The following is a 26,480-nucleotide window of genomic DNA, read 5'->3' as shown; positions in this document are numbered from 1 at the left end:
CCGATTAGTTGGCATTTTATTCAAATCCGGTGCTTTGCCTTCAGGGCACACAAGCATGTCGCGTTCAGTCTGTACCCACAGTAACGGCAGAAGCCGGGAGATCGACTCATGTCCGAATTTGAAGAGAGCCACCGGGCCTTCGCGAATTTTCGCGTTCTCAATGGCGAGGACAACCAGTTTGAGCGCGAGCAATTGTTCCGGACCACGGCGCAGCTGTTCAGCTATGTCTCCGACCGTTGTGACGACGACCAGGTTGCCCAGTATGACGAAGTGCTCTGCCAGCTGGCCGAACTGGTCGAGGTGGAAGCCCGTGTCCACGTGGCCAAGCTTCTTGCTCCGCTCGAGCGGGCGCCGGGCACCGTGCTGGTCAAGCTCGCCAATGACATTATCGAAGTCGCGCGTCCGCTGCTGGAATTCTCCAATGTGCTGAGCGATGACGACCTTATCGACATCATCACCAAGCAGACCGAAGACCATCGCATCGCCATTGCCGGCCGCGCCAGTCTGACGGAGCGGGTCGGAGAAGCGCTGGTCGAACACGGCAAGACCGCGTCGGTCGTCCGCCTCGTGCGCAATCCGAAGGCCGAATTCGACCGCGCCACGCTCGAGAAGCTGGTGCACCGCGCCACCCAGGATGCTGAAATTGCCGCAGACCTGCGCGGCCGCCACGACATCGACTGGAAATCGCTGCGCGGCGAAATCGACTCCGTCGCCGGCAAGGTGCTCCAGACCATGGGCGACATGGAACGCCAGGTCGATCCGATTGCCGCCGGCAAGATCAATACCGTGGTCTATAACCGTATCCGCAACCGCGCCGGCTTCAATGCGCAGGAGTGGAAGGTCGCCTATAACCAGGTCAAGGGCCTGGCCGATCGCAAGCAGCTCAACGACCGCGCGCTGGCCCGGTTCGCCCGCTTCGGCTATGGCCACCACGCTGCCGCTGCCATGGCTGTCATGCTGCGCGTGACGCCGGAAATCGTCGTGAAATGGCTCGCTGGCCAGGACTATGTTGCCGTCATCGTGGCGCTCCGGGCTGCCAATATGGCCCCCGACCTGTTCGAGGCCATCGTGGCGACACTGCCCTGGCGCGACCTGCCCAGCGAAGCCGACAAGAAAATGGTTCTGTCGCGCTTTGAGGCGCTGGACAGCGAGGATGCCCGTCAGATCTTCGAACTCTGGCGTGCCCACTCCTTCCGCAAGCGGGCGCTGACCGAAGATCGCCAGATGGCCTAGGCGCCGGAAGCGCGGCGCCAGGAAGCCTCTCCGTCGGCCGCCGCCTGTCCAATCGCCTGCATGTCATTCCCGACGGGGTTCAGGAATACCTGCAGACCAAATTCCCCGAGCACCGCATAGGTGAAGGCGTAAAGCTCGATCGGCAAGCCGTCGGAACCGGGCTGGAGCTGGCGGACGATCAGCGTCATACCCTTACGAATGCAGGTAGGCCTCCGCACAGGCGCGGAAGGTGCCGATATTGGCAGAGCGCCGCCGGTTAGCGTTGACTTTGGCCTTCTCGCCCAGCTTGCCATTTCATTTGTCGATCTCGGCGCGCTTTTTCTGTTTGAGCCTGCCGAGCTCCTCGCCGCTCAGAAATCGAATGCTGAGCAGCAGCACAGAGTGTTGCGTGACATCCATCTTTGTTGGTTTCTGCAGAATAACAGTAGTTTAGCGGGCGGAAACTCGATTAGCATTGCGTGGCGGCCATCTCGTCACGGCTTGATCGGCAGACTACAGAAATCGAGAACCAGACAGGGGTGGCTCTATGACGTTTGACGGTGTGTCGCCTCGGGGCTCGGGTGATGGCTGGGAGCGGGCACGCATTCGGATTGGGGCGATCGTCTGGTTCCTGGCGGCGATCGGCGTGCTGCTGGCGCTGCCGGTGCTGTTTGATATCGGATGGTGGGCCGTTCTGGTTGTTGCCGGTGCGGCGCTGATCCTGGCCCTTCCGTTGGCCTGGCTGTTCCGGGTCATCGTGGGGTCGATGCGGCAGCACGGTTTTGGCCATTCCTTCATCAAGGTGGCTGTCGGCACCTTTGCGGTGCTGGCCATCGTCATCGCCACGCCCATCTATGTGCTCGCCATCATGACCGCCGTGCGACCGATGACCGTGCCGCTCGCCACCCTCTCGAACGGCAGCAAGACCGTGATGTTCCAGGGGATGATGCATATCGGATCCGAAGGGTTCTACAAGAGCGTCGTCTATGACCTGGAGAAGGCGCTGACCGAGGACTATGTGCTGTTTTACGAAGGCGTGCAGTCCGATCCCGAGGGCGATGCATGGTTTTCTGAGACATTGGCCGGCGGCGGGGATCTGTCGACCAATTACAGCCAGTTTGGCGACATCTGCGGCCTGCAGTTCCAGCTCGACTATTTCGGCCTGCTGGCCGCCGACATGACGGCCCATCCCGAACGCCATGTGACAGCCGACGTGACCACCGGGGACATGAAGCGAGAGTATGAGCGGCTCGTTGCCGCGGATCCCGGCTATGCCGACAAGGTCGCCGCCGAGCATGAACCCGCACCCTCCGATGGCGAGGTGCGGACAAACTCGATCGGCTCGTTGTTCGACATGGTCCAGAGTGCCACGCCGGGTCAGCGCTCACTGATTGGCACGGCCTGCCGCGGCTGGATGACCTGGATGCTCTCGCAGGCGACGGCACCGTCGGCCCTGGATCCGATCATCCTGGACTTCCGGAACAAGCGCCTGGCGGAAGCCATCAACAATGGACCGGACAAGATCTACATCACCTATGGGGCAGGCCATTTGCCGGGTCTTCTGCAGGATCTCAAGGCCAATGATCCGGCCTGGGAACTGGGTTCGATCAAATGGTCGCGGGTGATCGATACGCCGGAAAATCTCGAAGGCGAACTTAACTAGGGGGTGACGATGACGACAGTGACTGCAGATCTGCCCGTAGAGGGCAAACGTGACTTTCCCTACTATGCCGGTGTGCCGGTTGCGATCAGCGGCCCTGGCTGGCTGATCGTCCTTGTCGCCGTGGGCCTGGCCCTCTGGCTGCTGATTTCACTGCCCTTCTACGAGCCGCCACTCAATTTCCTCCCGGCGATCATCTACACGTCGCTGCCGCTGCTGGCTCTGGCCGCGGTCTCCAGCGGCCATCACACGGCGCTGTTCGGCCGGTTCGGATACAAGGAATTGGGGCTAGCGGCCGGCTTCGGTTTTCTCACCGTAGCAATCTCGGTTATCGTCGGACTGGTGCTGATGAGCATCACGCCGATGACGTCCAATCCCAGCGCGAACATGGTGGCTGCCGCCACCGGGCCGCTGGACATCGTGCTGTTTCTGGGCCGCACCTTCATCCAGTTGATCGGCGAAGAGCTGATGACCATCCTGCCGCTGCTGGCCGTATTGTGGTTCTGTGTGGCAAAGCTGAACCTCTCGCGCACTGCGCGCATAGTGACCGGCGTGGTGGTGTCGACTGTGTGGTTCGCCGCGGTGCATCTGCCAACCTACAACTGGAATTTCATCCAGTGCTTTGGTGGCATTGGTGCCGCGCGGCTGGTGCTGACGGCGGCCTATCTGCTCACGCGCAATCTGTGGGTGTCTGCTGGTGCTCACATTGTCAACGATTGGACAGAATTCCTTGGTCCAGTGCTGCTCTTCGAGCTTGCTGGCGGCCATACGCCCATCGAGCCCGGCGCGTGATTGCAATTGGGGGAGAGACGCGATGCGACCGATGTTTCTGGTGATGTTTGCCGCCCTTCTGATGGGAGGGGCGTCTCCCGCCTTCGCGCAGACCTCCGAGACTGTTGCTGTTACGAGCGGCACGACGGATACGGTCCGGGGATCTATTTCGGGTGAGGAATTTGCAGACTATGTGGTGACAGCCACGGCCGGTCAGGTGCTTTCGGTCACACTCCAGTCGGTGGATTCCTCGGTCACCTTCAACATCCTGCCGCCGGGCAGCGTTGAGGCTCTGTTCAACGGCTCCATCTACGGCACGGACTTTGCCGGGCGGGCGCCAGGGGATGGGAACTACACAATCCGCGTCTATCAGATGGGGGCGGCCGCCTCGGACGGATTGGACAACGACTTCACCATCGTCATCGGCCTGGATGTCGCCGCACTGTCCGAATTGGACGATGCCGTGATCGAAGGAACGGATTTCAACGCAACGGGCGCGTTGCCCTGCACATTTGAAGCCAACCCTGACGCGTCGGAATGCGACTTCGGCGTCAGACGCGAAGGCGGCGGCGGGGCCAGCGTGTTCATCACCACGCCCAACGGTTTTGTCCGGCAGCTCGATTTTGCCGCTGATGGTACCGCCACGGCGCCAGGGTCCGATGCTCAGGTCGATGTGGTGGTGGAGGCCGAAGACACGGTGGTGACTCTCAACCAGGGGGAAGAAGGCTACCGCGTGAAGGACGTCATCATTCTTGGCGATTGATCGGCCGGATTGGGAAAGTCCATTGCTCCTCCGGTTGCACACGGTAGCCGACTTGACAAGAGTGCCGCCTGAACGCCTGTTGCGCGTATGAATACGACGCAATCCATGCTTGTCCTTTCCGATGTCAGTCGCAGTTTTGGCGACGTGGCGGCCCTCAGCGATGTGTCGCTCGAACTGGGTTCCGGGCAGGTCCTGTGCCTTGTGGGGCAATCAGGGTGTGGGAAGTCGACGCTCCTGCGGGCTATTGCGGGCATCGAGACGCTGGATGGCGGCAGTATCAGCGTGGATGGAACGCTGGTGTCCGGTCCGGGTGCCTTTGTCGAACCGGAGCACCGCCGCATCGGCTTCATGTTCCAGGACTATGCCTTGTTCCCGCATCTGACGGTGCGGGAGAATATCGAATTCGGACTGGCGCGACTGGGCCGAGCCGAGCGCCGGGACCGCGTGGATGACATCGTGGAGCGTATTGGCATTCCTGCCCTGATCGAGCGCTATCCACACATGCTTTCGGGTGGTGAACAGCAGCGTGTGGCGCTGGCGCGTGCCCTGGCGCCGCGGCCGCGCCTGCTGCTCATGGATGAACCCTTTTCCAACCTGGATCGGGGCCTGCGCGACAAGGTACGCAGCGAGACGCTCTCCATCGTGCGTGATCTGGGCATGACGGCCGTCGTGGTCACGCACGACCCGGAAGAAGCCCTCGCCATAGGCGACCTCGTCGCCCTGATGCAAAAAGGCCGGCTGGTAGAGGCGGGGACAGGAGACCGGATCTACGATGCGCCCTGGACGGCCTACGCCGCGTCGTTCTTTTCGCGGGTGAATATTGTACCCGCCGTGTCCGGCGCAGAAGGGGTGGACACACCACTCGGGCGCTTCGCGGCTCCTCCGAACATGGATAGCGCGCCCCTGGTGATCGTGCGTCCGCAGTCGATCCGTCTGGCTGATGCCGGAATTGCCGGGCGCATTGTCGAGCGATCAATTCTGGGGGAAATCGAGGAACTGCTTGTTGCCGTCGATGGCCTCACCGACCCGCTGATCGTCCGGGGCACGTCGCGACACGATGTTCGCCGGGGCGACGCTGTCTTTCTGAGCGTCGAAAGCCGCGGCGTCATGATATTCCCGCAAGACAGTCAGTTGAATTGATTATCATTCATAATCAATACCTTAGAGTCATTCTAAAGTTCGTCGTTTAAACTTGACTTGATTTCACCCCTATGGCTGTTGCGGCTCGACGAGGGCGCGAACCAGGCCTCCAGTTCCCTCGCAGACAGCCACAAGGGAATGAACATGCGAAACATCTTCCAGACCATCAGTGTGACCAGTCTGCTGGCGCTCGGTGCGGCCGTGCCCGCACTCGCTCAGGAGGTCAATATCTACACCACCCGTGAACCGGGCCTCATCCAGCCGATCCTCGACGCGTTCACCGCCGAGACCGGCATTGCCGTCAACACGGTGTTCCTCGAGAACGGCCTGATCGAGCGTGTTCAGGCGGAGGGGGAGAGCTCCCCCGCCGACCTGCTGATGACCGTCGATTTCGGTGCCCTCATTGACCTCGTCAATGCCGGCGTGACCCAGCCGGTGGATTCCGACGTGCTCGAGGCCAATATTCCCGAGACCCTCCGCGACGCCGATGGCAACTGGTTTGCGCTATCGGGCCGTGCCCGCGTCGTTTACGCCGCGAAGGATCTCGACCTCGACGCCATCACCTATGAGCAGCTGGCAGACGAGCAGTTCCGCGGCAAGCTCTGCATCCGCTCGGGCCAGCACCCCTACAATACGGCCCTGATCGCCGCCTATATCGCCAAGCATGGCGAAGAAGCCGCCAAGACCTGGCTTGAGGGTGTGAAGGCCAACCAGGCCCGTGCTGCTGCCGGCGGTGACCGCGACGGTGCACGTGATATCGCAGCCGGGATCTGCGACTTGGCCGTGGCCAATTCCTACTACTTCGGCCTGATGTCGACCGGCGCCGGCGGTGATGAGCAGAAGGCCTGGTCCGAAGCGGTCAAGGTTATCCTGCCCACATTTGAAGGCGGCGGCACTCTGGTCAATGTCAGCGGTGCTGCTGTTGCTGCCCACTCTCCGAACCGGGACCAGGCCGTCCAGCTGCTTGAATATCTGTCCTCGGATGCGGCTCAGAAGCTCTATGCGGAAGCCAACTTCGAGCATCCGGTCAATGCCAATGCCGAAGTGCACCCGGTGATCGCCGCCTTCGGCACGCTGGTGCCCGACAGCCAGTCGCTGACCGATGTGCTGCCGTTCCGCGCTCGCGCCAGCGAACTGGTCGACGAAGTCAACTTCGACACGTTCAGCAACTAAGTCGAGACGCGGCGGAACCCGCTTCCGCCGCGCTTCCTCATGGCAGACCTGACAGGACAGCGGCCGATGCGTCGCCGGACCCTTACCATCAGCCCGTGGGCCGCCGTGGCAATTGTCGCGGCGGCTCTTGCGCTCGTGCCGATTGCTGCGCTCGCGGTGACCGCCGTGGCCGATACCGGGGGGCTGTGGGGGCACATCATGCAATTCGTGCTGCCCCAGTCGACCTGGAATACGGTCGTGTTGCTGGCGGGGGCAGGGGCGATCGCGACCATCGTGGGCACCGGCTCAGCCTGGCTGGTCAGCGCCTACGATTTTCGGGGCAGGGGCGTGCTTGAATGGGCCTTGCTGCTGCCGCTGGCGGTGCCCACCTACATCATGGCCTATGCCTATCTCGACATTCTCAACCCTCTGGGGCCGGTGCAGGGCCTCCTGAGGTGGATGCTGGGCTATTCCAGCCCGCGGGAGTTCCGCCTGCCCGATATCCGGTCCATGTGGGGAGCGATCCTCGTTTTCGGCTTCGTGCTCTACCCCTATGTGTACCTGACGGCGCGGGCCATGTTTCTCACCCAGGCCGCTAATGTCGTCGAAGTGGCGCGCACCCTGGGCGTGCCGCGCTCCGGTGTGTTCTGGCGCGTCGCGCTGCCGCTGGCCCGGCCGGCCATCGCCGTGGGTGTGTCGCTGGCGCTGATGGAAGTGCTCAACGATGTTGGCGCCTCGCAGTTTTTGGGGGTGCGGACCCTGACGGCCACTGTCTATACGACCTGGATCGTGCGGACCGACCTGGCCGGCGCAGCGCAGATTGCCATAGCCATGCTGGTTCTCGTCCTGGCCGTGCTGATGCTGGAGCGTTGGGCGCGACGCCGGCAGCGCTTTGCGTCTACTGCGCAAAATTCACGGCAGATGCAGCGGACATCGCTCCGGGGCGTCCGCGGCGTTGCGGCTTTCGGGCTCGGAGCCATGCCCATCCTGATCGGCTTTGCCGGTCCTGCCCTGTACCTTCTGGTTGCAGCCGTGCGCCGCCTTGAATTTGCGGGCTTCTCGGGTTCCTTGCTTAGGGCGACCGTCAATACGGTGGGCGTCTCGGCAATCGCGACATTGGTCATCGTCGCGATCGGCTTCGCCATCGCCTATGCGGCGCGACTGCATGCGACAGCCTGGTCGAGCGGGGCCATGAGGGTGGCGTCGCTGGGCTATGCGGTGCCCGGCACGGTGCTCGCGATCGGCATTCTCGTGCCAGTTGCGGCGCTGGATCGGACGCTGGCGGCATGGTGGGTGGGCTGGACGGGACTGCCGGGCGGGCTATTGTTCCTCGGTTCCGGGGCTGCGCTGATCTATGCCTATGCGGTGCGCTTCCTGGCCATCTCGGTGGGCGGCATCGAGGCGGGGTTGAGCCGCATTCCTCCTGCTTACGACCATGCCTCTCGCACGCTTGGGCAGAATGCGACAGGCACGCTGATGCGCGTGCATCTGCCCCTCTCCCGCCCCGCGCTGACAGCGGCGGGGTTGCTGGTTTTTGTCGACTGCATGAAAGAATTGCCCGCGACATTGCTGTTGCGTCCGCTCAACTTCGAGAGCCTGGCGACACTCCTCTATGGCGAGGCGGCGCGTGGCACCTATGAAGATGCTGCCCTGGCGGCACTGATCATCGTTGCCATCGGAATTCTGCCGGTCGTCCTCCTGGCGCGGACCTCGCGTCAGGTGCGCTGACGGCGGCGTTCAATTTCAGACTGGACCCCGCGCTCGATCTGGATATAAAGATATCTTTATATCCGAGGTGACAATGGTCGGTCTGGAAAAGCTGGTGGGAGTGCTTAAGGCGGCGGGTGAGGACACTCGCCTGCGCCTGCTTGCGCTTCTGGCTGATGGCGATCACTCGGTCAAGGACCTCACTGAAATCCTCGATCAGAGCCAGCCGCGCGTCTCCCGACACCTGAAACTGCTTGCCGATGCGGGGCTGGTGCAGCGTCATGCCGAAGGGGCCTGGGCCTATTACCGGCTGGCGCCGGAGGGGCAGGGGGCGGATCTGGCGCGCTGGCTGACGGCCCGTGTCGATCCCAACGATCCGGACCGCAAGCGTGACCGGGCCCGGCAGGCGGAGGCGCGGGCTGAACAACAGGCGCTTGCCGCCGACTATTTCGCCAAGGTGGCGGAGAGCTGGGACCTGCTCAAGACCCTGCATGTGCCTGAAGCGGCAGTGGAAGCAGCAGTGCTGGCCGAGCTGGGTGGCCGCAGCGTCGACCTGCTGATTGATCTGGGCACCGGCACCGGGCGCATGCTCGAAGTGCTGGCTCCGGCCTACAAGCGAGGCGTTGGTATCGATTCCAGCCGCGAAATGCTGGCCGTTGCGCGTGCGCGCCTGGCGGCGTCGGGCATTGCACATGCGCAGGTGCGGCTGGGCGATATCGGTGCACTCGACCCGGCTATCGGTCCGGCCGATGTCATCACCGTCCATCAGGTGCTGCACTATTTCGATGATCCGGGCCGAATGCTGACGCAGGCTCGGCGCCTGCTCAAACCCGGCGGGGAAATCCTGATCGTGGATTTCGCCCCGCACGACCTCGAATTCCTGCGCAGCGAACATGCCCATCGGCGCCTGGGGCTGTCGCGGGAGCAGATGAACGACTGGGCCGCCATTGCCGGGCTTGAAGTGCTCTCGGTGCGTGATTTTCCCAGCGATAGCAAGGATCGCGGCCTGACGGTCTGCCTCTGGCACCTCGGCGACCGCAAGAGAGTGGAATAGACCTATGATTGACGACAATCTGCGCGCCAGCCGGAAAACCGCCGACCAGCGCCCGGCGCTGCAAATCTCCTTCGAGTTTTTCCCACCCAAGACCGATGCGATGGAAGAACGCTTCTGGGACAGCATCCAGAAGCTGGCTCCGCTGAGCCCCCGTTTCGTATCAGTGACCTATGGTGCAGGCGGTTCGACCCGCGAACGCACGCTGCGCATGGTGAGCCGCATCACGAGCGATACCGGCGTACCAGCCGCGGCGCACCTGACCTGTGTAGGGGCCACGCGTGACGAGGTGGACGAGGTTGTGCGCGGCTACAAGGCTGCGGGGGTAAACAGCATCGTGGCCCTGCGCGGCGATCCGCCGGAGGGCGTCGGACAGCCGTTCACGCCGCATCCCGAAGGCTACCAGAACGCTGCCGATCTCGTGGCCGGCATCCGCAGGATCGGTGATTTCGATATTTCCGTCGCCGCCTACCCGGAAAAGCATCCGCAAAGTGTCGACTGGCAGGCCGATATCGACAATCTCAAGCGCAAGATTGACGCCGGCGCCGATCGGGCGATTACCCAGATGTTCTTTTCGAACGCGGATTACCTGCGATACCTCGAGCGGGCCCGCAAGGCCGGGATCACCGCGCCCATCGTGCCGGGCATCCAGCCCATCCACTCGTTCAAGCAGATTTCCGGCTTTGCGGCGCGCTGCGGCGCGTCCATTCCCGGCTGGCTTGCCGAGCGCTTTGAAGGGCTCGACGACGATCCGGAAACGCACGCTTTGGTGGCCGCTGCCGTAGCGGCCGAGCAGGTGACCGAACTGCTCGACGAGGGTGTTACGGAATTCCACTTCTATACGCTCAACCGCTCCAACCTGGTTCTGGCGCTGGCACGGCTCCTGGGGCGTCGGCCCTAACCCCCGGGGACCGTTCAGCCTGCGTTCAGGTGATCTCGATCACAGATAAGGCAGAATGGCCTTCATATTGTGGCCATGATGAAGGACGATGTCCCCGCGCTCGGGCGGAGCATGTTGGAAGTTCGTTTTATGCCGATTGATCGTCGTATTACCAATGGACTGGCCTGGGCTGGCGCGCTGCTTGTTGTCGCTGTTCCCGTCGCCGACTTTGTGATCAGCCAGTTTGACGCACCTGCGCAGCAGATCGCCGTCATCGAACCCGAAGTCGCCAAGCCGACTGAGGATGAAGAGGATAGTGTCGAGGCGAGCCTGCCGACGCCAGTTTCCGAGCGTCCTGCTGCGGTGGCGGAGGTGCCTGCCGCGCCCGTTGTGCCCGCTACACCCAAACCTGCAGCCCAACCTGACCCGGTGACGACGGCGGCGACCGGCTCCCGGCCATCGGGCAATGCAGTGGACGATTTCATCAATACCGGGCGCCCGCTGCCGAGCTACATCAGTGGTGCCGGTAGTGCTGCGCCGACGCAATCGGCCAATGTCGAAAAGCCTGCTCCCGCCGCGACCGCACCCGCCAAACCGGACGCGACAGCGACGGCGCCAGAAGCCAAGCCGGCAACCGGGCAGGTCGCTGTTGTCCCCAGCAAGACTGTTGGCTTCCCGACGCCCGTGGCGCTGCGCCCGGCCGTGGTGCCGCGCAGCCCGGCGACGATCCAGCCGCCGCTGGTTATCGGTAATGATCCCACATGGGTGACGGCCGAGGATCTGGAGGATTGGGAAAGTGGTCCGCTATCCGAGTTCCTCGCCGGCCGCCAGGGGCAGAGCCAGCAGGCGCCATCCAACTATGATGCCGATGGCTTCTTCCTGGATCAGGGGCCCAATTCCGGTGTCCCGACACGGCGTTTCCCCAACGCCTACGAATTCTACCCGTTTGACTAGGGGGCAGGGCGGCCATGCCAGAGGGGACATGGACCCGGAGCGGCAAAGCAGTTAGTTCTGTTGGCCCAGCGGCAAAGGGAAGTCCCCAAATGCTCCATTGCGTCCGCAAGGCCGAAGATAATCGTGATGTCTGGCAGAAACTGGCCCAGTTCCTGGGCTCGTTCTCCCAGCGCACAGGTGTGGCTGGCCATGTTGCCAATATACTCGACCCCGATACCTGGCTGCCGGGCGGGCGCGACGCCGCCTTCACGCTGGCGCTGATCGCCCTGTCGGCCAAGATGGCCGTCGCCGATGGCGCCGTTACAGCGTCGGAAGTGCGCGCCTTCAATGCCACGGTGGAAATCGCCAAGGGCAGCGAGCCGCAGGTGGAAAAGCTGTTCAATCTCGCCAAGCAGGATGTGGCCGGCTACGACGCCTATGCCCGCAAGGTTGCGCGGTTCTTCGCCGATACGCCTGACACGCTCGAACATGTGCTCGACAGCCTTTTCTTCATCGCCACAGCCGATGGCCTGGTGCACGAGGCCGAGCTCGACTATCTGCGCGACGTCAGCGACATTTTCGGCTTCGACGATGCGCGCTTCGAGCAGATCGCCAGCCAGCATGTGATGCTTGGTAGCGATGTGGACCCCTATACGGTTCTGGGCCTCAGCCATGACGCACCGCCCGAAGAGGTGCGCCGCGTCTATCGCCTCCTGGTGGCCGAGCATCACCCCGACCGGCTGATTGCCAAGGGCGTGCCGGAAGACCTGATCGATGTGGCCACGGCGCGGATGGCGGCGATCAACCTTGCCTATCAGGCGATTACCAAGCCCAAGCCGCAGCCGCTGCTGGCCTGACAGCGCAGCCCCCGCAGATGGCTTGACGCCACACGCTTCCTCACGCACATAGGCCACGCCAGTTGACCGGGTGACCGCTGGCATGCGGGTAACCGCATGCTGGAGGAAAGTCCGGGCTCCATCGAAACACGGTGACGGCTAGCAGCCGCCGGGGGCGACCCCAGGGAAAGTGCCACAGAAAGCAAACCGCCCCGGCATGCCGGGGTAAGGATGAAAGGGTGCGGTAAGAGCGCACCGGGCGACTGGCAACAGAAGCCGCACGGTAAACCCCACCGGGAGCAAGACCAAATAGGGATGACGCGGGTTTCGGCCCAGCCTGTTTCGAGGCCATGTCGTCCGGGTTGGTTGCACGAGCGCGCTGGCAACAGCGGCCTCAGATGAATGGTCACCACGCCGCGGCAACGCGGCCCTACAGAACCCGGCTTACAGGTCAACTGGCTACTTGACCACGGCGGCTACAGAAAGACGCACCGCTCCAAACTTGCACATGACATCCATCGTCGTTACACGATGGCGCTTTCCTCCGCCGTCTTCCGGCGGGCACACGCCTATGGAAGGTCGAATAGACGCGATGCCCCTGGCTACCCCCCACTATCTCATCGACGAAAGCGCGCTGGCGCAGAACCTGGCCATCGTGGACAGGCTGCGCTCGGCCTCGGGCGCGAAGTGCCTGCTGGCGCTCAAGTGCTTTGCGACATGGTCGACGTTTTCGCAGATCGCGCCGCATATGGACGGCACGACCTCGTCTTCACTCTATGAACTCAGGCTCGGCCGCGAGAAGTTTGGCGGCGAGACCCATGCCTATTCGGTGGCCTGGTCGGATGGCGAGATCGACGAGGCCATTGCCAATGCCGACAAGGTTATCTTCAATTCGGTCAGCCAGCTGGAGCGCTTCGGCGCCAGGGCTGCGCATCTTCCGGTGGGACTGCGCGTCAATCCGGGTGTCAGCCATTCGCATTTCGACCTCGCAGATCCGGCGCGCCCCTTCAGCCGGCTGGGCGAAAGCGACCGCACAAAAGTCGAAGCCGTCATGGACCGCATCTCGGGCTTCATGCTGCACTGCAATTGCGAGAATGACTCGGTCGCGTCCTTTTCAGGTCTGCTCGACACGATCGAAAGCCGGATTGGCGACCTGTTGGCGCGGCTCGAATGGGTAAGCCTGGGTGGTGGCATTCACTTCACCAAGCCGGGCTATGACATTGACGGGCTTGCGGCCCGACTCAAGTCCTTTGCCGAAAAGTTCGGTGTGCAGGTCTATCTGGAGCCCGGTGACACCGTCGTCACCGATACGACGACACTGGAAGTCTCGGTGCTCGACATCGTGGACAATGGCATGCCTGTGGCGATTGTCGACAGCGCTGTCGAAGCCCATATGCTGGACCTGCTGGTCTATCGTCAAAGCGCGTCAGTTGCCCCGGACGAGGGCCCGTACCGCTACCAGATCGCCGGCAAATCCTGCCTTGCCGGCGATGTCTTTGGGGAGTTTTCCTTTCCCCAGCCGCTCGCCATTGGCGATCGCATCTCGCTGCTCAACGCGGGCGGGTACACCATGGTGAAGAAAAACTGGTTCAACGGGGTGGCAATGCCCGCTATAGCCATCCGCAGGAAGAACGGATCAATCGAGCTTGTGAAATCGTTCGATTATTCCGACTATGTCGCCAGTCTGTCCTGATGGACCGGCTGAATTACCGCACTTGAAAAAGGTGTTTCGTGCCAATTGAAGAAGAACGTTCTGATCATCGGCGCCGGAGGTGTCGCGCAGGTCGCTGCCTATAAGGCAGCCATGCACAATGATGTGCTGGGCGATATCAATATTGCCTCCCGCACGATTGCCAAATGCGAGGCGCTTGTTGCCGGCATTCTGGACAAAAAAGCGCTGAAGCGCCCCGGCGTCTTGGCCGCGCACCAGCTCGACGCCATGGACATCGAGGCCACCAAGGCCCTCATTCGCCGCACCAAGAGCCAGATCGTGCTCAATGCCGGTTCGGCTTTCCTCAACATGAGCGTATTGCGCGCCTGTCTTGATACCGGCGCGGCCTATATCGACACGGCCATCCACGAAGATCCGTCCAAGGTGTGCGAGCAGCCGCCCTGGTATGGCAATTACGAGTGGAAGCATCGCGACGAATGCGAGCGCAAGGGCGTCACCGCCATCCTGGGCGCAGGCTTCGATCCGGGCGTGGTCAACGCCTATGCGGCGCTGGCCGCGACTGCCTATTTTGACCAGATCGACAGCATCGACATCATCGACGTCAATGCCGGCAGTCACGGCCGCTACTTTGCGACCAATTTTGATCCCGAGATCAATTTCCGGGAGTTTACCGGCACGGTCTGGAGCTGGCAGCAGGGCCAGTGGACGGCGAACAAGATGTTCGAGGTCAAACGCACCGACGACCTGCCGGTCGTGGGCACGCATACGACCTACCTTACGGGCCACGACGAAGTGCATTCGCTCTCGGCCAATCTCGGCGTGCCCGATATCCGGTTCTGGATGGGCTTTGGCGAGCACTACATCAATGTCTTCACCGTGCTCAACAATCTGGGCCTGCTGTCCGAACAGCCGGTGACCACGGCCGAAGGCGTCGAGGTCGTGCCCCTCAAGCTGGTCAAGGCCGTATTGCCCGACCCGGTGTCGCTGGCCCCTGACTATGCGGGCAAAACCTTTATTGGCGACCTTATCAAGGGCATGCGCAACGGTGTCGAGACCGAACTGCTGGTCTACAATATTGCCGACCATGAAGAGGCCTTTGCCGAAACCAATAGCCAGGCCATCTCCTATACGGCTGGGGTACCAGCCATTGCCGCGGCCCTGCTGATCGCCAAAGGCGAGTGGGATTGCCACCGCATGGCCAATGTCGAGGAACTGCCTCCAGTGCCGTTCATCGACCTCTTGGGCCGGATCGGGCTTACGACACGCATTCGCGACGAAAAGGGTGACCGGGCGTTCGACCCGGCCGAGTTCCGGGAGCGCGAAAAGCGCAAGGAAAGCCGTCTGCGCGGCGCCTGAAATGTCAAAAGGCCGGGGGATAGCCCGGCCTTTTTTGTCTGACCTCTTGGAGAACACCCCTCGGGTCGCGCCCACAGGAGATGCGGCTCTGCCACCCTTGTGAGAGTCTGCCTATCCGCCGTGATGTGACAGATTTTTACGACTTCATGTATGAAAAACTTGACATGACGTCCGGTTTTGCATACTTCTGCTGCAGAGATTGCGGCGGAAGGATTCTGCGATGACATTCAAGGAAATGATGGCCGGCGTGCAGGTGGTCGGCGTGATCGTGGTGGGGTCATGGCTGACCTGGGATGCCCTCAATGGCGGCGCCGACGGAACCAGCGTCGAGATTGCCATCAAGCTGCTGTGGGCTGTAGGGGCGATGATCGTCTTCAACATCGTCGGCACGATCCTGGCGACCATTGCCATCTCGATCATCCAGCGTGCCGAGCTGCGTGACGAGCCGTCCGACGAGCGCGATGATGCCGTTTCGGCCAGGAGCCAGCGCAACAGCGCCATCGTCACGTCGATCGTAGCCGCCGTGGCACTGATCCCGCTGGCCATGGGCGCGGATGCCAACCTGGCCATCTATGTGCTGTTCGCCGCGCCCGTGGCGGGCGGCACGGTCAATGCGCTGTCCGAGCTCTACTATTACCGGACCATGTGAGTGCTATGGGGAAGGGACAGCCCAATGTCAGCAATTCCATCCGCACCCTGCGGTTTCACGCCCAGGAAATGACGCAGGCGGCACTGGCAGAGAAGGTCGGGGTGACCCGGCAGACAATCGTCGCGATCGAACAGGGGCGCTACTCGCCCTCGCTGGAAGTGGCATTCCGCATTGCCCACGCATTCGGCGTTGGCATTGAGGAAGTGTTCCAGTGGCGCCCGCCTGAGGTCGAAGGGACCTGACCGCAGGAAGGTAAATCAAGAGAACGCGTGTGTATCGGGCATTTCGGCCCGCCGATCCACGTCCGCGAAAGGGAGGAAAAGCAGATGAAAGTTGCAGCCCAGAGCCGCTATGGCGGCCCTGAAGTCATCAGCATTGTCGAGCGCCCGACGCCCATGTCGGGCGCGGGGGAAATGCTGGTCGAAGTACATGCCAGTACAGTCACCCTTGCCGACTGTGCCTTTCGCAAGGCCGAGCCATTCATCGTACGCCTTTTCGCCGGCCTGTTCCGGCCAAAGATCGATGTGCTCGGCGACGACATTGCCGGGGTGGTCGTGGCTGTCGGGCCGGGGGTCTCGCGCTTTGCGGTGGGTGATCGCGTCTATGGTTCGGCCGGCGCCAAGCTGGGGGGCATGGCCGAATATGTCTGCGTCCCCCAGACCAGCGCTCTGGTCAAGGCGCCTGAAGGGCAGGAACTCGTGTCGCTGGGCGGGCTCAGCTACGCCTATCTCACAGCCATGCCCTTCATGCGCGACGAGGCTGATGTTAGGCCGGGCCAGAAAGTCCTGATCAACGGGGCGGCCAGCAGCGTCGGCGCCGTGGCCATCCAGTTGGCCCTGCATTTCGGTGCAGAGGTGACGGCAGTGGCCTCTGGCCGCCACGAGGCACTGGTGCGTCGGCTGGGCGCTCAGCATTTCATCGACCGGCAGAGAGAGGATTTCACCACCCGCACGGGCAGCTATGACGTGGTCTTCGACGCCGTCGGCAAATCGAGTTTCGGCAAGGCCGCGCCTGCCTTGAACCCGGGTGGCATCTATCTCACCACGGTACCCAGTTGGGGCATTTTCTGGCTGATGGTGACGGGCGGCAAGCGTCGCGGTCGGAGGGGCAGGCTGGCGACGACCGGCCTGCGTCCCGAGACCGGCAAGCTCAACGACCTGCATGTGCTCAACACGCTCCTGGCTGACGGCGTGGTGCAGCCGGTCACCGACAAGGTTTTCCGCCTCGACGAGATCGTCGAGGCCCACCGTTACGTTGAGCGGGAGGTGAAGGCCGGAAACGTGGTCGTGGTCATGCCGGTCACCGACGGCGCAGCGCCAGCGTCGGCCGAGGAGACGTCCACTGCCTGAACTCAGCTTTCGAAGGTGACCATGACTTTCGTGCCGGGACCGTCGCCATAGGCGACGTTGGCGTTGAGGCTCATCGCCATGGCGCGCACGATGCGGCTACCGAGGCCCGTGCCCTTGGGCTTGCCAGTGCCGGTCCAGCCGATGCCGTCGTCTTCCACCACCAGACGGACCTTATCGTCCTCGCGCCGCATATGGACACGAACTTCGCCGGGCTCACGATCGGCATAGGCATATTTGAGGGCGTTGGTGACCAGTTCGGTGATGATGACGCCCAGCGAGGCCACCTTTTCCGTCGAAAGCGGGAAACCCTCGACATCGACCTTGATGCTGGCCGTCAGACCTTCGGCCTGAAGGGTGTTTTCCAGTTCGCCGACAAGACTGTTGAGATAGTCTCCCATCTGTACGGTGCGCACGTCGTCGGAGGTGTAGAGGTGGCGATGCACGCCCGCGATGGCCTGAATACGCACCTGCGTTTCGGCGAGGGCGCGACGGGCCTCGGCGTCTTCCACCGCATTCGACTGCAACCCCACAAGGGCCGCAACCATGGCCAGCGAATTGCCGACGCGGTGGTTGACTTCGCCCAGCAGCATTTCGGCGCGTTCCCGCGCTTCCTGCGTTTCCCGTTCGGCCTTGGCCTTGGCGCGGCTCAGCCGGACATGGTCGATGGCATGCTCGATGGCTGCAAGCAGCAAGGGCATGAATTCTTCGGAGCCGGTCTTGGGCACGAAGTCGGTCGCGCCGGACTTGAGTGCTGAGACAGCAACCGACATTTCTGCCGAAGCGGTGACGTAGACCACGGCAGGGTGGTCTTCCATACCCTCCATGCCGGCGAGGACATCAAGTCCGGTACCGGTGGGCAGGTTGTGATCGAGGGCGACCACATCAATGCCGCCCTTGCGGATGATGGCCAGGCCTTCTTCGCCGGTTTCGGCGTGATCGAAGATGTAGCCGCTGCGCTGCATGGCTTTTTCGATCAGGCGCCTCAGGCCTGGATCGTCATCGATATAGAGAACATGCGGCGTACGGGTTGGCATCGAGATTTATTCGGCCTCGGGAATCTGCATGACTGAGAAAAACAGGCCTAACTGTTTGATCGCGTTGGCAAATCCATCATAATCGACCGGCTTGGTGATATAGACATTGGCGCCCAGATCATAGCAGCGTTGGATTTCGCGCTGGTCGTCGGTGGTTGTCAGGACCACAACGGGCGAGCGGCGCGTATGCTCATTGCCCTTGACCTTTTCGAGGATGTCGATGCCGGTCATGTCGGGCAGGTTGAGATCGAGAAGCACCAGCAGCTGACGCCCCTTGTTGATCAGCCCGGTACCATCCGGACCCAGGAGGTAGGCCAGGGCATCGGTGCCATTGGTGAAGGGCACGATCTCATTGGCCACGCCAGCGCGGCGGATGTTCTTCTCGATGAGGCGAGCATGCCCCTCGTCGTCCTCGACCATGACGATGGTCACGGGCCGTGCATTGTTCATGCGCCGATACTCCCAAGATAGTTGCGCGCGTCGCGCGGCAGATTGATTGTGAACGTTGTGCCTTCACCCAGCGTGGATGTCAGTGTGACATCACCGCCCAGGCTGCGCACCATGGTACGGACATGCGCCAGGCCAATGCCTTCGCCCGGACTGTTCTGCGCACCGGAGCGGCGGAACAGTTCGAAGACCCGCTCGTGGTCGGTGTGAGCAATGCCACGGCCATTGTCCTCGACTTCGATCACGACACGGTTTCCGGGCACATGTCTGGCCCGGATATTGACCCGCAAGGGACGCTCGGCATTCTGATACTTGATGGCGTTGTCGAGCATGTTGCCGAGAACCTGCTCGATGGAGAGTTTGTCGGTAATGAGCTTGCCGACGCGAATATCGGTGGCAATCTCGCCGTCGTTCTCACTGATCTGATGGTGCACGGCAGCAGCCGTGGCGTCGACGATTTCGGACAGTTCCACCGGCTCGGGCTTGAGCTGACGACGACCCTCGCGCGAAATCTTGAGGATGGCGTTGATCAGCCCGTCCATCTTGCGCGTGGCGGCGCGAATGAAGCTGATTGCTTCGGGCAGGTCCTGGGTGGCGGCGACGCGTGCCTCTTGCGCCAGCGGATCTGCAGTGTTCTCGGGCTGGGCCTCCATATAGGCCTTCACCTCGCCGACGCTGGTTTCCAGTTCGGCCGTGAAACCCATGATGTTGACCAGCGGTGCACGCAGGTCATGCGTCACGATATAGGCGAAGCGCTGGATTTCCTCATTGGCCTTGCGCAGGTCGACCGTTCGCTCGCGCACGCGCTCCTCAAGGCCCGAATTGGCCTCTTCCACGGCGCGACGGGCCCCGGCCAGCTCCTGCGTGTAGCTCAGCACGGCCCATATGGCACCGCCCACGACCGCGAAAATGACAAGGGCGCCAAAGATTGAGACGTTACGCAGCAAGTTTACCGTGCTGCGCTGATCGACGACGCCCTGATCGAGGCGCTGGTCTGCAGCGGCGATCAGGCCATCGAAGAAGACGCGGGCGCGGTCCATGGCCTCCTTGCCAAGGTCGGTGCGGACGATGTCGGCAGCGGCGGAACGGTCGCCAGCCTGAACCAGCGCAATCGTCTGGGCCAGTTCCCCAAGCTTGTAGTCGATGTCTGCATGCAGCTGTTCGAGCGGCTCTGCTGCCTGCGGATATGGCGCCAGCACCCTGTCAAGACGGGCCACAGCGGCTTCAATCAGGGGCAGGGCCTGCTGGTATGGATCGAGATATTGTTCGTCAGCGGTGATGATGAAGCCACGCTGGCTGGTCTCGGCGTCCTTGAGCAGGTTGCGCACTTCCACCGCCGCGGCGCGGGCCTCGCGGGCCTCGACTACTTCGTCAAAATAGACCTGCGATCTGTCGACCAACCACAGGGTGGTGCCGACAATGCCCATCAGCGCCAGAAGGCCGACGAGCAGCAGCAGCGCGGTGGACCGCACGAATGTCTTGCTGGTTATTGGCATGCGTTCCCCAAGTAGATGCGTCCTTCATGGACGGTTCCTGCCACCGGGGCAATATGCATAGATTAAACCGTGATCGCTTTCCCCGCCTCCTGCAGCACTTTTGGTGGCATCGACATGGGAAACAGAATCTTAAGCGTCCCTATGCAAGATCGCGGACCAGTTTATGTAACCGGCCAAATCTGGGCCGGAGTGGAGTTGTGGCGGATATGGGCAAGCCTTCCCTGCCCGAAACCGATGGTCCAGGCGGTCCGCATGTGCCCGTACTTCTGGAGGAAGTGCTAACGGCTCTTTCGCCGGTTGCTGGCTGTCGCATTGTCGACGGCACCTTTGGTGCCGGAGGCTATTCGCGCGCGCTGCTGGCGGCGGGCGCGCAGGTCATCGGCATTGATCGCGATCCTTCCGTCATGCCGCATGTCGATGCGCTCAAGGCCGCATATCCAGAGACATTCACCTTTGTGCCCGGCACCTTTTCCGAGCTCGATAGCCTGGCTGCCGAATACGGACCCATCGATGCCGTCGTGCTCGACATCGGCGTATCCTCCATGCAGCTCGATCAGGCTGATCGCGGTTTCTCCTTCATGCGCGAGGGTCCTCTGGATATGCGCATGAGCCGCTCGGGCACGAGCGCAGCCGATCTGGTGAACACGCTTGATGCCGAAGATCTCGCCAACCTGCTCTATGCCTATGGCGAGGAGCGCAAGTCCCGCCGCATTGCGCAGTTCATCGTGTCGGCGCGCGAGACTGCGCCGATCACCACGACGCTGGAGCTGGCCCGCATCATCGAAAAGGCGATTGGCCGCAAGCCCGGCGACGCCCATCCGGCGACGCGGTCGTTCCAGGCGCTGCGGATTGCCGTCAATGGCGAGTTCGACCAACTGGTCGAGGGTCTGTTCGCGGCAGAGCGGCTGCTGCGCGAGGATGGCAAGCTTGCGGTTGTCAGTTTTCATTCGCTGGAAGACCGCATCGTCAAGCGCTTCTTTGATCCGGACAAAGGTGGTCCGGCTGCCTCGCGACACCTGCCACAGGTCGTCAGCGAGCCGCTGCGCTGGCGGCGGGCGGGCAAGGCCATAAAGTCCGGTGCGGCGGAACTGGCGCGCAATCCGCGGGCACGATCGGCGGTTCTGCGCAGCGGCATTCGCACCGGGGACGTCGCGCGCCCGGTGGACTATTCGGGCCTCGGCGTGCCCCAGATCAGGGGCGCTGCATGATCCGCAACATCAATATCTTCCTTCTCTGCACCTCGGTAGCCATGCTGGCCGGCGTCTACGGCCTCAAATTCTCCATTGAGGGCACGGCCGCCGAGCGCACGGCAATAGCGGCTCATATTTCCGAGCAGGAGGGCGAATTGTCTCTGCTCAAGGCCGATTGGGCCGTGCTCAATCAGCCGGGCCATATCGACCCCATCGTCACGCGCCATGCCGAAGTCCTGGCGATCGGCCCGGTCAAGCAGGAGCAGTTCGGTTCGTTCGCGACCCTGCCGATGCGGCCCGCCGCCCCGGACACGGCTGCCATGGACGCGCTCTTCGCCGCCATTGCCGACGGCATTGATCCGATCGACGCCATTCTCCAGGCGGAGGGTATTGAATAATGGCCGTGATGAGCGACGACTTTGCACCGACCATCGCACTCGACGGCGCCCGCAAGCAGCGGGGCAACCTCACGCAGGCCCGCATCCGCTGGATGATCCTGGCCGTGGTCCTCGGCCTGGCTTTGGTGAGCGGCCGTCTCGTGCAGCTGGGCATGATCGAGACCGACACCACCATCGAGGGGCAGGCCCGCGATGCCATTCAGGCGTCGCGGCCGCCGATCCTCGATCGCAACGGTCTCGAAATGGCGGTCGACATCCGTGTGCCGTCGCTGTTTGCCGAACCGCGCCGCATCATCGATGTCGAAGAGGCCGTCGCCGCCCTGCGTACGGTACTGCCCGACATCGATGAAACCTGGCTGCGCAACCGCCTCACCGGCGATCAGGGATTCGTCTGGGTCAAACGCGAGCTGACCCCGGCCATTCAGGACGCCGTCATGCGCCTGGGTATCCCGGGAATCGACTTCATCACTGAATCCAAGCGCTTCTATCCGGGCATGAACGAGGCCGCGCATATCCTGGGCTCCACCAATGTGGACAATCAGGGCATTGCCGGAATCGAGCGCCACATGGACAGCGAGTCCATCGCGCTGCTGCAGGACCTTGGCCTGGCGCGCGGCAATGCGTTGACCCCGGTCGAGCTCAGCGTCGACATGCGCGTGCAGCATGTCATGCATCAGGAAGTGCTCGACGCCATGACGCGCTACCAGGCCATCGCGGCCGCAGGCGTGATGATGGATATTCATACCGGCGAGATCATTGCGCTGGCGTCGGTGCCGGATTTCAATCCGAACGAGCCGGCCTCGGCGCTGGTCAAGGACACGTTCAACCGGATCACCTCGGGCATTTTCGAGCCGGGCTCGATCTTCAAGACAGTGACGCTGGCCGGTTCGCTCGATGCTGGCGCTGTGCGGATCACGGACGAGTTCGACGCCCGCTACGGCGTGCGCTTCGGCCGCTACACGATCGGCGACTTCCACGGCAAGAACCGTATCCTCACCCTGCCGGAGGTCTACAAGTATTCCTCCAATATCGGTACGATCCGCATCATGCAGGCCATGGGTAAGGAGAATTTCCGCGAATTCCTCTCCCGCATGAAGTTTGACAAGCGGGTCGAGTTCGAGCTGCCGGAGATGCGCGTGCCGACGGTGCCCAATACGCTTTCCGAAGTGGGGGCGGCCACGGCGTCGTTCGGCCACGGCCTTTCAGTTTCGCCGTTGCATATGCTGACCGCCTATGGGGCCTTCGTGAATGGCGGCAATTACATTTCGCCCACGCTCTACAAGCGCAGCATTGCCGAGGCAGAGCCGCTCTACGAGCGCGTAATCTCTGAAGAGACCAGCGCCCAGATGCGCTACCTGATGCGCCTCAATGCCATTTCCACCGGTGGTTCGGGCTCGCAGATGAACCGCGCGGCGCAGGGCTATCGCGTGGGCGGCAAGACCGGTACGGCCGAGAAGGTGGTGGACGGCCGCTATTCGTCCAGCAAGGTCACGAACTTTTTTGCCTCTGCCTTCCCGCTCGACAATCCGCGCTATGCCATGGTCATCATGGTGGACGAGCCCAAGGCGGAGAACCCGCAGTCGGGTACGACGGCCGGCTGGAATGCCGGCACGATGTCCGGCCGCATCATTCAGCGTGTCGCGCCCATGCTTGGCGTGGCGCCGGACTTCACCGAAATGCTCGATCAGCAGATCGTTCCGCCCGAGGTCAGGCGGATCTTTCCAGAAGGATATTGATGGTGTCCATCAGCGTTACCCAACTGCTTGAAGGCTCTGGAGCCCGCCCCAAGAAGGGGCTCGGCGCCGTCTTCGGGCTCAATTCTGACAGTCGCCGGATCGAACCTGGCGACATCTTCTTTGCGCTGCCGGGCGCCAAGGTGCATGGCAACCAGTTTGTCAGCGATGCTGTGGACCGTGGTGCCCTCGCTGTCGTCACCGACATCGCGCCGCCCGGTGATCCGGGGGTGCCGGTCATCATCGTCAAGGATGTGCGCGCTGCCTATGCCCGCGCCGCCAGCCGCGTGTTCGAGCCGCAGCCGGAAATCCTGGTCGCCGTCACCGGCACCAATGGCAAGACCTCGGTTGCCTCTTTCGTGCGCCAGATATGGGACCATGCCGGCGTCCCCGGCGCCAGCGTCGGCACCCTGGGCATAGAGACCTCCAAGCGGACGATCGAAGGCGCGCTGACCACGCCGGATTCGCGCACTTTGCATCAGGCGATGCGTGCCCTCAAGGCACAGGGCATCGATCACGTGGCGCTCGAAGCCTCCAGCCATGGCCTCGACCAGCATCGCCTCGATGGCGTGCATTTCGAGGCTGTCGCCTTCACCAATCTCAGCCGTGACCATCTCGACTATCACAAGGACATGGATGAGTACCGCAATGCCAAGTTGCGGCTGTTCACCGACCTGCTCGTCGATGGCGGCGCGGCCATCGTCAATGTCGACGACCCCGAGCACGAGCAGTTCATGTTCGCCGCGCTCTCGGCCAGCGCCACGCTGCTGACCGTGGGCCGCGAGGGTGCCTATATCGAAATCCTCTCCATCGAGCCGGAAGGCTACGGTCAGCGCGTCGAAGTGCGGCATATCGGCGAGAAGGTCAGTTTCCACCTGAAGATCCCAGGTGAATTCCAGGTTTCCAACGCGCTGATCGCGGCGGCCCTGGCCATGTCGGCGGGCGTCGACAAGACCGACGCCTTTGCCGCACTTCCCGAACTGGTGGGTGCGCGGGGGCGGCTCGAACTGGTGGCCGAGCACAATGGCGCGGCGATCTTCGTGGACTATTCGCACAAGCCCGAAGCCCTGCGCGTGGCGCTGCAGACGCTGCGCCCCTACGCCACGAACAAACTGCATGTCGTCTTTGGCTGCGGTGGCGATCGCGATAAGGGCAAGCGCCCTCAAATGGGCGAAATTGCCAGCGAACTTGCCGACGTGGTTATCGTCACCGACGACAACCCGCGCACCGAGGACGCGGCTGCCATTCGCGCCGAAGTTCTCGCCGGGGCCAAGGGGGCCAGCGAGATTGCAGATCGCAAGAAGGCTATCGAAACTGCCGTCAAGGCGCTCAAGCCGGGTGACGTGCTTCTCGTCGCCGGCAAGGGCCATGAAACTTACCAGATCATCGGCACAACCAAGACCCATTTTTCCGACCATGAAGTGGTCGAGGCAGCGGTCAAGGGCTGAACTGGCCGTACCCACACCCAACCTCCCCCTGCAGAAGGGGGAGGGGCCGATCCAGTATTTGACTGGATCTTACCAAACACGCGGAACGAACTCCTCCCCCTTCTGCAGGGGGAGGTCGGGTTGGGGTTGCCGCCTAACCACGCGTCAGCGTATTCCCGACCGGTATTTCAGTTGGCGCGGCGACCAAACATGACCCCACCTCTCTTCACTCTCGACGCCCTCCTGGCTGCCACAAGTGGCCATGCGTCCGGCGTCTCTGCGACCGAGATCAATTCGATCTCCATCGACTCGCGAGAGCTGGGTCCGGATGCCCTCTTCGTTGCCATCAAGGGAGACCGGTTCGACGGACATGATTTTGTCGACACGGCGCTGGCCAATGGCGCGGTCGCGGCTTTGGTCAGTCGCGGCGAGGGCGAGGGACGCATTCACGTCGAGGACGCACTGGGCGGCCTGCGTGACCTGGCGGTCGCGGCCCGCGAGCGCAGTCGCGCCTTTGTGGTCGGCGTCACCGGAAGCGTGGGCAAGACCACGACGAAGGAAGCGCTGCGGGTGGTCTTTGAGGCCGCCGGCGAAACCCACGCCTCGATCAAGAGCTTCAACAATCACTGGGGCGTGCCACTGATGCTCGCCCGCATGCCCGAAACGGCGCAGTTCGGCGTCTTCGAAATGGGCATGAATGCCCCTGATGAAATCCGCCCGTTGAGCCAGATGGTGCGCCCCCATGTGGCAGTCATCACCAATGTCGCGCCGGCCCATCTCGAACGCCTCGGCAGCCTGGAAAACATCGCGCGGGCCAAGGCGGAAATATTCGAAGGCGTCGAGCCCGGTGGCACGGTCGTGCTCAATGCCGATCACCCGCAGATCAACATTCTGCTCGAAGTGGCAGCGGCCGCCGGTATCACCAATGTGGTGACCTATGGGTTTGCCCGCGGTGTCGACTGGCAAATCACTGCTGCCGAAACCGCGGCCGACCGGAGCTTTGCAACCGTAATCCATGGCGACGAACACCACGCACTGGCGCTGGGTGTTCCCGGCCGTCACATGCTGACCAATGCCACGGCCGCGCTGGTGGTCGCGCATCTGGCGGGCATTGAACCCGCAGTTGCGCTTCGGGCTCTTGCCGGATTTGGCGCACAGCCAGGCCGGGGGCAGCACCTGCAACTGGGTCCAGCAGATCGCCCCCTGCTGCTGATCGACGAGAGCTACAATGCCAATACCGCCTCCATGGGAGCAGCGCTGTCGGTATTCGCAGACATCGAGGCCCCGGGCGGTCGCAAGGTCGTCGTTCTTGGTGACATGCTCGAGCTGGGCGAGGCGGCCGACGGCCTGCATGCCAGCCTGGCCGATGCCGTCTTGGCCAGCGGCGCGGAACGCGTGCATCTGGTTGGTACGCATATGGCGGCACTCGCCTCGGCCCTGCCATCCAGCCTTGTGGCGAGCCATTCGCCCTCCATGTCGGAAGGCTTGGACAGGATCATGGCTGATCTTGCCTATGGCGACGCAATTATGGTCAAAGGGTCCAACGGTGTCGGGCTTTCGCGCCTCGTAACCGAAATCAAGTCGCGTTTTTCGCAGAGCTGACACAGCACAAGAGTAGCCACCC

25 protein-coding genes and 1 other RNA gene are annotated in these 26,480 nt (G+C 62.6%); 22 read left to right on the top strand and 4 right to left on the bottom strand.

The annotated features are described in order from the left end of the window. Positions 1–108 precede the first annotated feature (108 nt). Positions 109–1,233 (top strand): DUF2336 domain-containing protein, encoded by a 1,125-nt coding sequence (locus tag MQW79_RS06015; protein ID WP_476587424.1) that lies wholly within the window; start codon positions 109–111, stop codon positions 1,231–1,233. On the opposite strand, the gene MQW79_RS06010 is transcribed toward MQW79_RS06015, so the two are convergent. Further along, positions 1,230–1,421 (bottom strand): hypothetical protein, encoded by a 192-nt coding sequence (locus MQW79_RS06010; protein WP_476587422.1) that lies wholly within the window; start codon positions 1,419–1,421, stop codon positions 1,230–1,232. The genes MQW79_RS06015 and MQW79_RS06010 overlap by 4 nt on opposite strands. A 338-nt stretch (positions 1,422–1,759) precedes the next feature. Between MQW79_RS06010 and MQW79_RS06005 the strand changes: the two genes are divergently transcribed. From MQW79_RS06005 to MQW79_RS05930, 16 genes are all read left to right on the top strand, one after another. Continuing rightward, positions 1,760–2,875, top strand: a complete 1,116-nt coding sequence (locus MQW79_RS06005; protein WP_476587421.1) for a hypothetical protein — start codon at positions 1,760–1,762, stop codon at positions 2,873–2,875. A gap of 9 nt (positions 2,876–2,884) precedes the next feature. Further along, complete coding sequence (locus MQW79_RS06000; protein ID WP_476587419.1) at positions 2,885–3,664, top strand: CPBP family intramembrane glutamic endopeptidase; 780 nt, start codon at positions 2,885–2,887, stop codon at positions 3,662–3,664. 22 nt (positions 3,665–3,686) lie between these two features. Then, the gene (locus MQW79_RS05995; RefSeq protein ID WP_476587417.1) at positions 3,687–4,406 is read left to right on the top strand and encodes a hypothetical protein; all 720 of its coding nucleotides are present in this window, start codon (positions 3,687–3,689) and stop codon (positions 4,404–4,406) included. 105 nt (positions 4,407–4,511) lie between these two features. Next, positions 4,512–5,546 carry an ABC transporter ATP-binding protein gene (locus MQW79_RS05990; RefSeq protein ID WP_476587415.1) on the top strand — a complete coding sequence of 345 codons (1,035 nt, stop codon included), beginning with the start codon at positions 4,512–4,514 and terminating at the stop codon, positions 5,544–5,546. A gap of 138 nt (positions 5,547–5,684) precedes the next feature. Next, on the top strand, positions 5,685–6,719 hold the full coding sequence (locus MQW79_RS05985; protein WP_476587414.1) for an extracellular solute-binding protein: 1,035 nt from the start codon (positions 5,685–5,687) through the stop codon (positions 6,717–6,719). A gap of 66 nt (positions 6,720–6,785) precedes the next feature. Then, the gene (locus MQW79_RS05980; protein WP_476587413.1) at positions 6,786–8,426 is read left to right on the top strand and encodes an ABC transporter permease; all 1,641 of its coding nucleotides are present in this window, start codon (positions 6,786–6,788) and stop codon (positions 8,424–8,426) included. A gap of 73 nt (positions 8,427–8,499) precedes the next feature. Further along, positions 8,500–9,459 (top strand): ArsR/SmtB family transcription factor, encoded by a 960-nt coding sequence (locus tag MQW79_RS05975; protein ID WP_476587412.1) that lies wholly within the window; start codon positions 8,500–8,502, stop codon positions 9,457–9,459. A gap of 4 nt (positions 9,460–9,463) precedes the next feature. Then, positions 9,464–10,357 (top strand): methylenetetrahydrofolate reductase [NAD(P)H], encoded by an 894-nt coding sequence (metF, locus tag MQW79_RS05970; protein WP_476587410.1) that lies wholly within the window; start codon positions 9,464–9,466, stop codon positions 10,355–10,357. 129 nt (positions 10,358–10,486) lie between these two features. Then, positions 10,487–11,290, top strand: coding sequence for a hypothetical protein (locus MQW79_RS05965; protein WP_476587409.1), 804 nt, complete (start codon positions 10,487–10,489; stop codon positions 11,288–11,290). Positions 11,291–11,379: 89 nt separating this feature from the next. Continuing rightward, positions 11,380–12,126 (top strand): TerB family tellurite resistance protein, encoded by a 747-nt coding sequence (locus MQW79_RS05960; protein WP_476587408.1) that lies wholly within the window; start codon positions 11,380–11,382, stop codon positions 12,124–12,126. A 58-nt stretch (positions 12,127–12,184) separates the two neighbouring features. Then, an RNA gene (rnpB, locus tag MQW79_RS05955) (RNase P RNA component class A) lies at positions 12,185–12,568 on the top strand. A 129-nt stretch (positions 12,569–12,697) separates the two neighbouring features. Then, the gene (locus MQW79_RS05950) at positions 12,698–13,798 is read left to right on the top strand and encodes a carboxynorspermidine decarboxylase (RefSeq protein WP_476587407.1); all 1,101 of its coding nucleotides are present in this window, start codon (positions 12,698–12,700) and stop codon (positions 13,796–13,798) included. A 45-nt stretch (positions 13,799–13,843) separates the two neighbouring features. Further along, positions 13,844–15,133 (top strand): saccharopine dehydrogenase family protein, encoded by a 1,290-nt coding sequence (locus tag MQW79_RS05945; protein WP_476587405.1) that lies wholly within the window; start codon positions 13,844–13,846, stop codon positions 15,131–15,133. A gap of 220 nt (positions 15,134–15,353) precedes the next feature. After that, a complete protein-coding gene (locus MQW79_RS05940) occupies positions 15,354–15,782 on the top strand; it encodes a hypothetical protein (protein WP_476587404.1) in 429 nt (142 codons plus the stop codon). Between the two features lie 5 nt (positions 15,783–15,787). Next, the gene (locus MQW79_RS05935; RefSeq protein ID WP_476587402.1) at positions 15,788–16,024 is read left to right on the top strand and encodes a helix-turn-helix transcriptional regulator; all 237 of its coding nucleotides are present in this window, start codon (positions 15,788–15,790) and stop codon (positions 16,022–16,024) included. 84 nt (positions 16,025–16,108) lie between these two features. Next, positions 16,109–17,131, top strand: coding sequence for an NAD(P)-dependent alcohol dehydrogenase (locus tag MQW79_RS05930; RefSeq protein ID WP_476587401.1), 1,023 nt, complete (start codon positions 16,109–16,111; stop codon positions 17,129–17,131). 2 nt (positions 17,132–17,133) lie between these two features. On the opposite strand, the gene MQW79_RS05925 is transcribed toward MQW79_RS05930, so the two are convergent. Genes MQW79_RS05925 through MQW79_RS05915 form a run of 3 tightly spaced genes read right to left on the bottom strand, consistent with a single transcriptional unit; the run spans position 17,134 to position 20,108 of the window. Further along, positions 17,134–18,165: a sensor histidine kinase gene (locus tag MQW79_RS05925; protein ID WP_476587399.1), complete on the bottom strand. Its 1,032-nt coding sequence runs from the start codon at positions 18,163–18,165 to the stop codon at positions 17,134–17,136. Between the two features lie 6 nt (positions 18,166–18,171). Further along, complete coding sequence (locus tag MQW79_RS05920) at positions 18,172–18,615, bottom strand: response regulator (protein ID WP_476587398.1); 444 nt, start codon at positions 18,613–18,615, stop codon at positions 18,172–18,174. Then, on the bottom strand, positions 18,612–20,108 hold the full coding sequence (locus MQW79_RS05915; protein ID WP_476587397.1) for a sensor histidine kinase: 1,497 nt from the start codon (positions 20,106–20,108) through the stop codon (positions 18,612–18,614). The genes MQW79_RS05920 and MQW79_RS05915 overlap by 4 nt, the downstream gene beginning before the upstream one ends. 206 nt (positions 20,109–20,314) lie before the next feature. Between MQW79_RS05915 and rsmH the strand changes: the two genes are divergently transcribed. The 5 genes from rsmH to MQW79_RS05890 all read left to right on the top strand — a co-directional run bounded on the left by rsmH (position 20,315) and on the right by MQW79_RS05890 (position 26,458). After that, a complete protein-coding gene (gene rsmH / locus MQW79_RS05910; RefSeq protein ID WP_476587395.1) occupies positions 20,315–21,316 on the top strand; it encodes a 16S rRNA (cytosine(1402)-N(4))-methyltransferase RsmH in 1,002 nt (333 codons plus the stop codon). Next, positions 21,313–21,696, top strand: coding sequence for a cell division protein FtsL (gene ftsL, locus MQW79_RS05905; protein ID WP_476587393.1), 384 nt, complete (start codon positions 21,313–21,315; stop codon positions 21,694–21,696). The genes rsmH and ftsL overlap by 4 nt, the downstream gene beginning before the upstream one ends. Continuing rightward, entirely contained in the window at positions 21,696–23,432 is a 1,737-nt protein-coding gene (locus MQW79_RS05900; RefSeq protein ID WP_476587392.1) for a peptidoglycan D,D-transpeptidase FtsI family protein, read from the top strand. The genes ftsL and MQW79_RS05900 overlap by 1 nt, the downstream gene beginning before the upstream one ends. Further along, positions 23,432–24,877, top strand: a complete 1,446-nt coding sequence (locus MQW79_RS05895; RefSeq protein WP_476587390.1) for a UDP-N-acetylmuramoyl-L-alanyl-D-glutamate--2,6-diaminopimelate ligase — start codon at positions 23,432–23,434, stop codon at positions 24,875–24,877. The genes MQW79_RS05900 and MQW79_RS05895 overlap by 1 nt, the downstream gene beginning before the upstream one ends. A gap of 189 nt (positions 24,878–25,066) precedes the next feature. Beyond that, the gene (locus tag MQW79_RS05890) at positions 25,067–26,458 is read left to right on the top strand and encodes a UDP-N-acetylmuramoyl-tripeptide--D-alanyl-D-alanine ligase (RefSeq protein ID WP_476587389.1); all 1,392 of its coding nucleotides are present in this window, start codon (positions 25,067–25,069) and stop codon (positions 26,456–26,458) included. Positions 26,459–26,480: the final 22 nt, after the last annotated feature.

It is taken from the genome of Devosia sp. Micro-HW1 (assembly GCF_056341075.1).
Note: the sequence above shows the minus strand (reverse complement) of the source record. Positions and strands in the feature narration are given on the sequence as shown.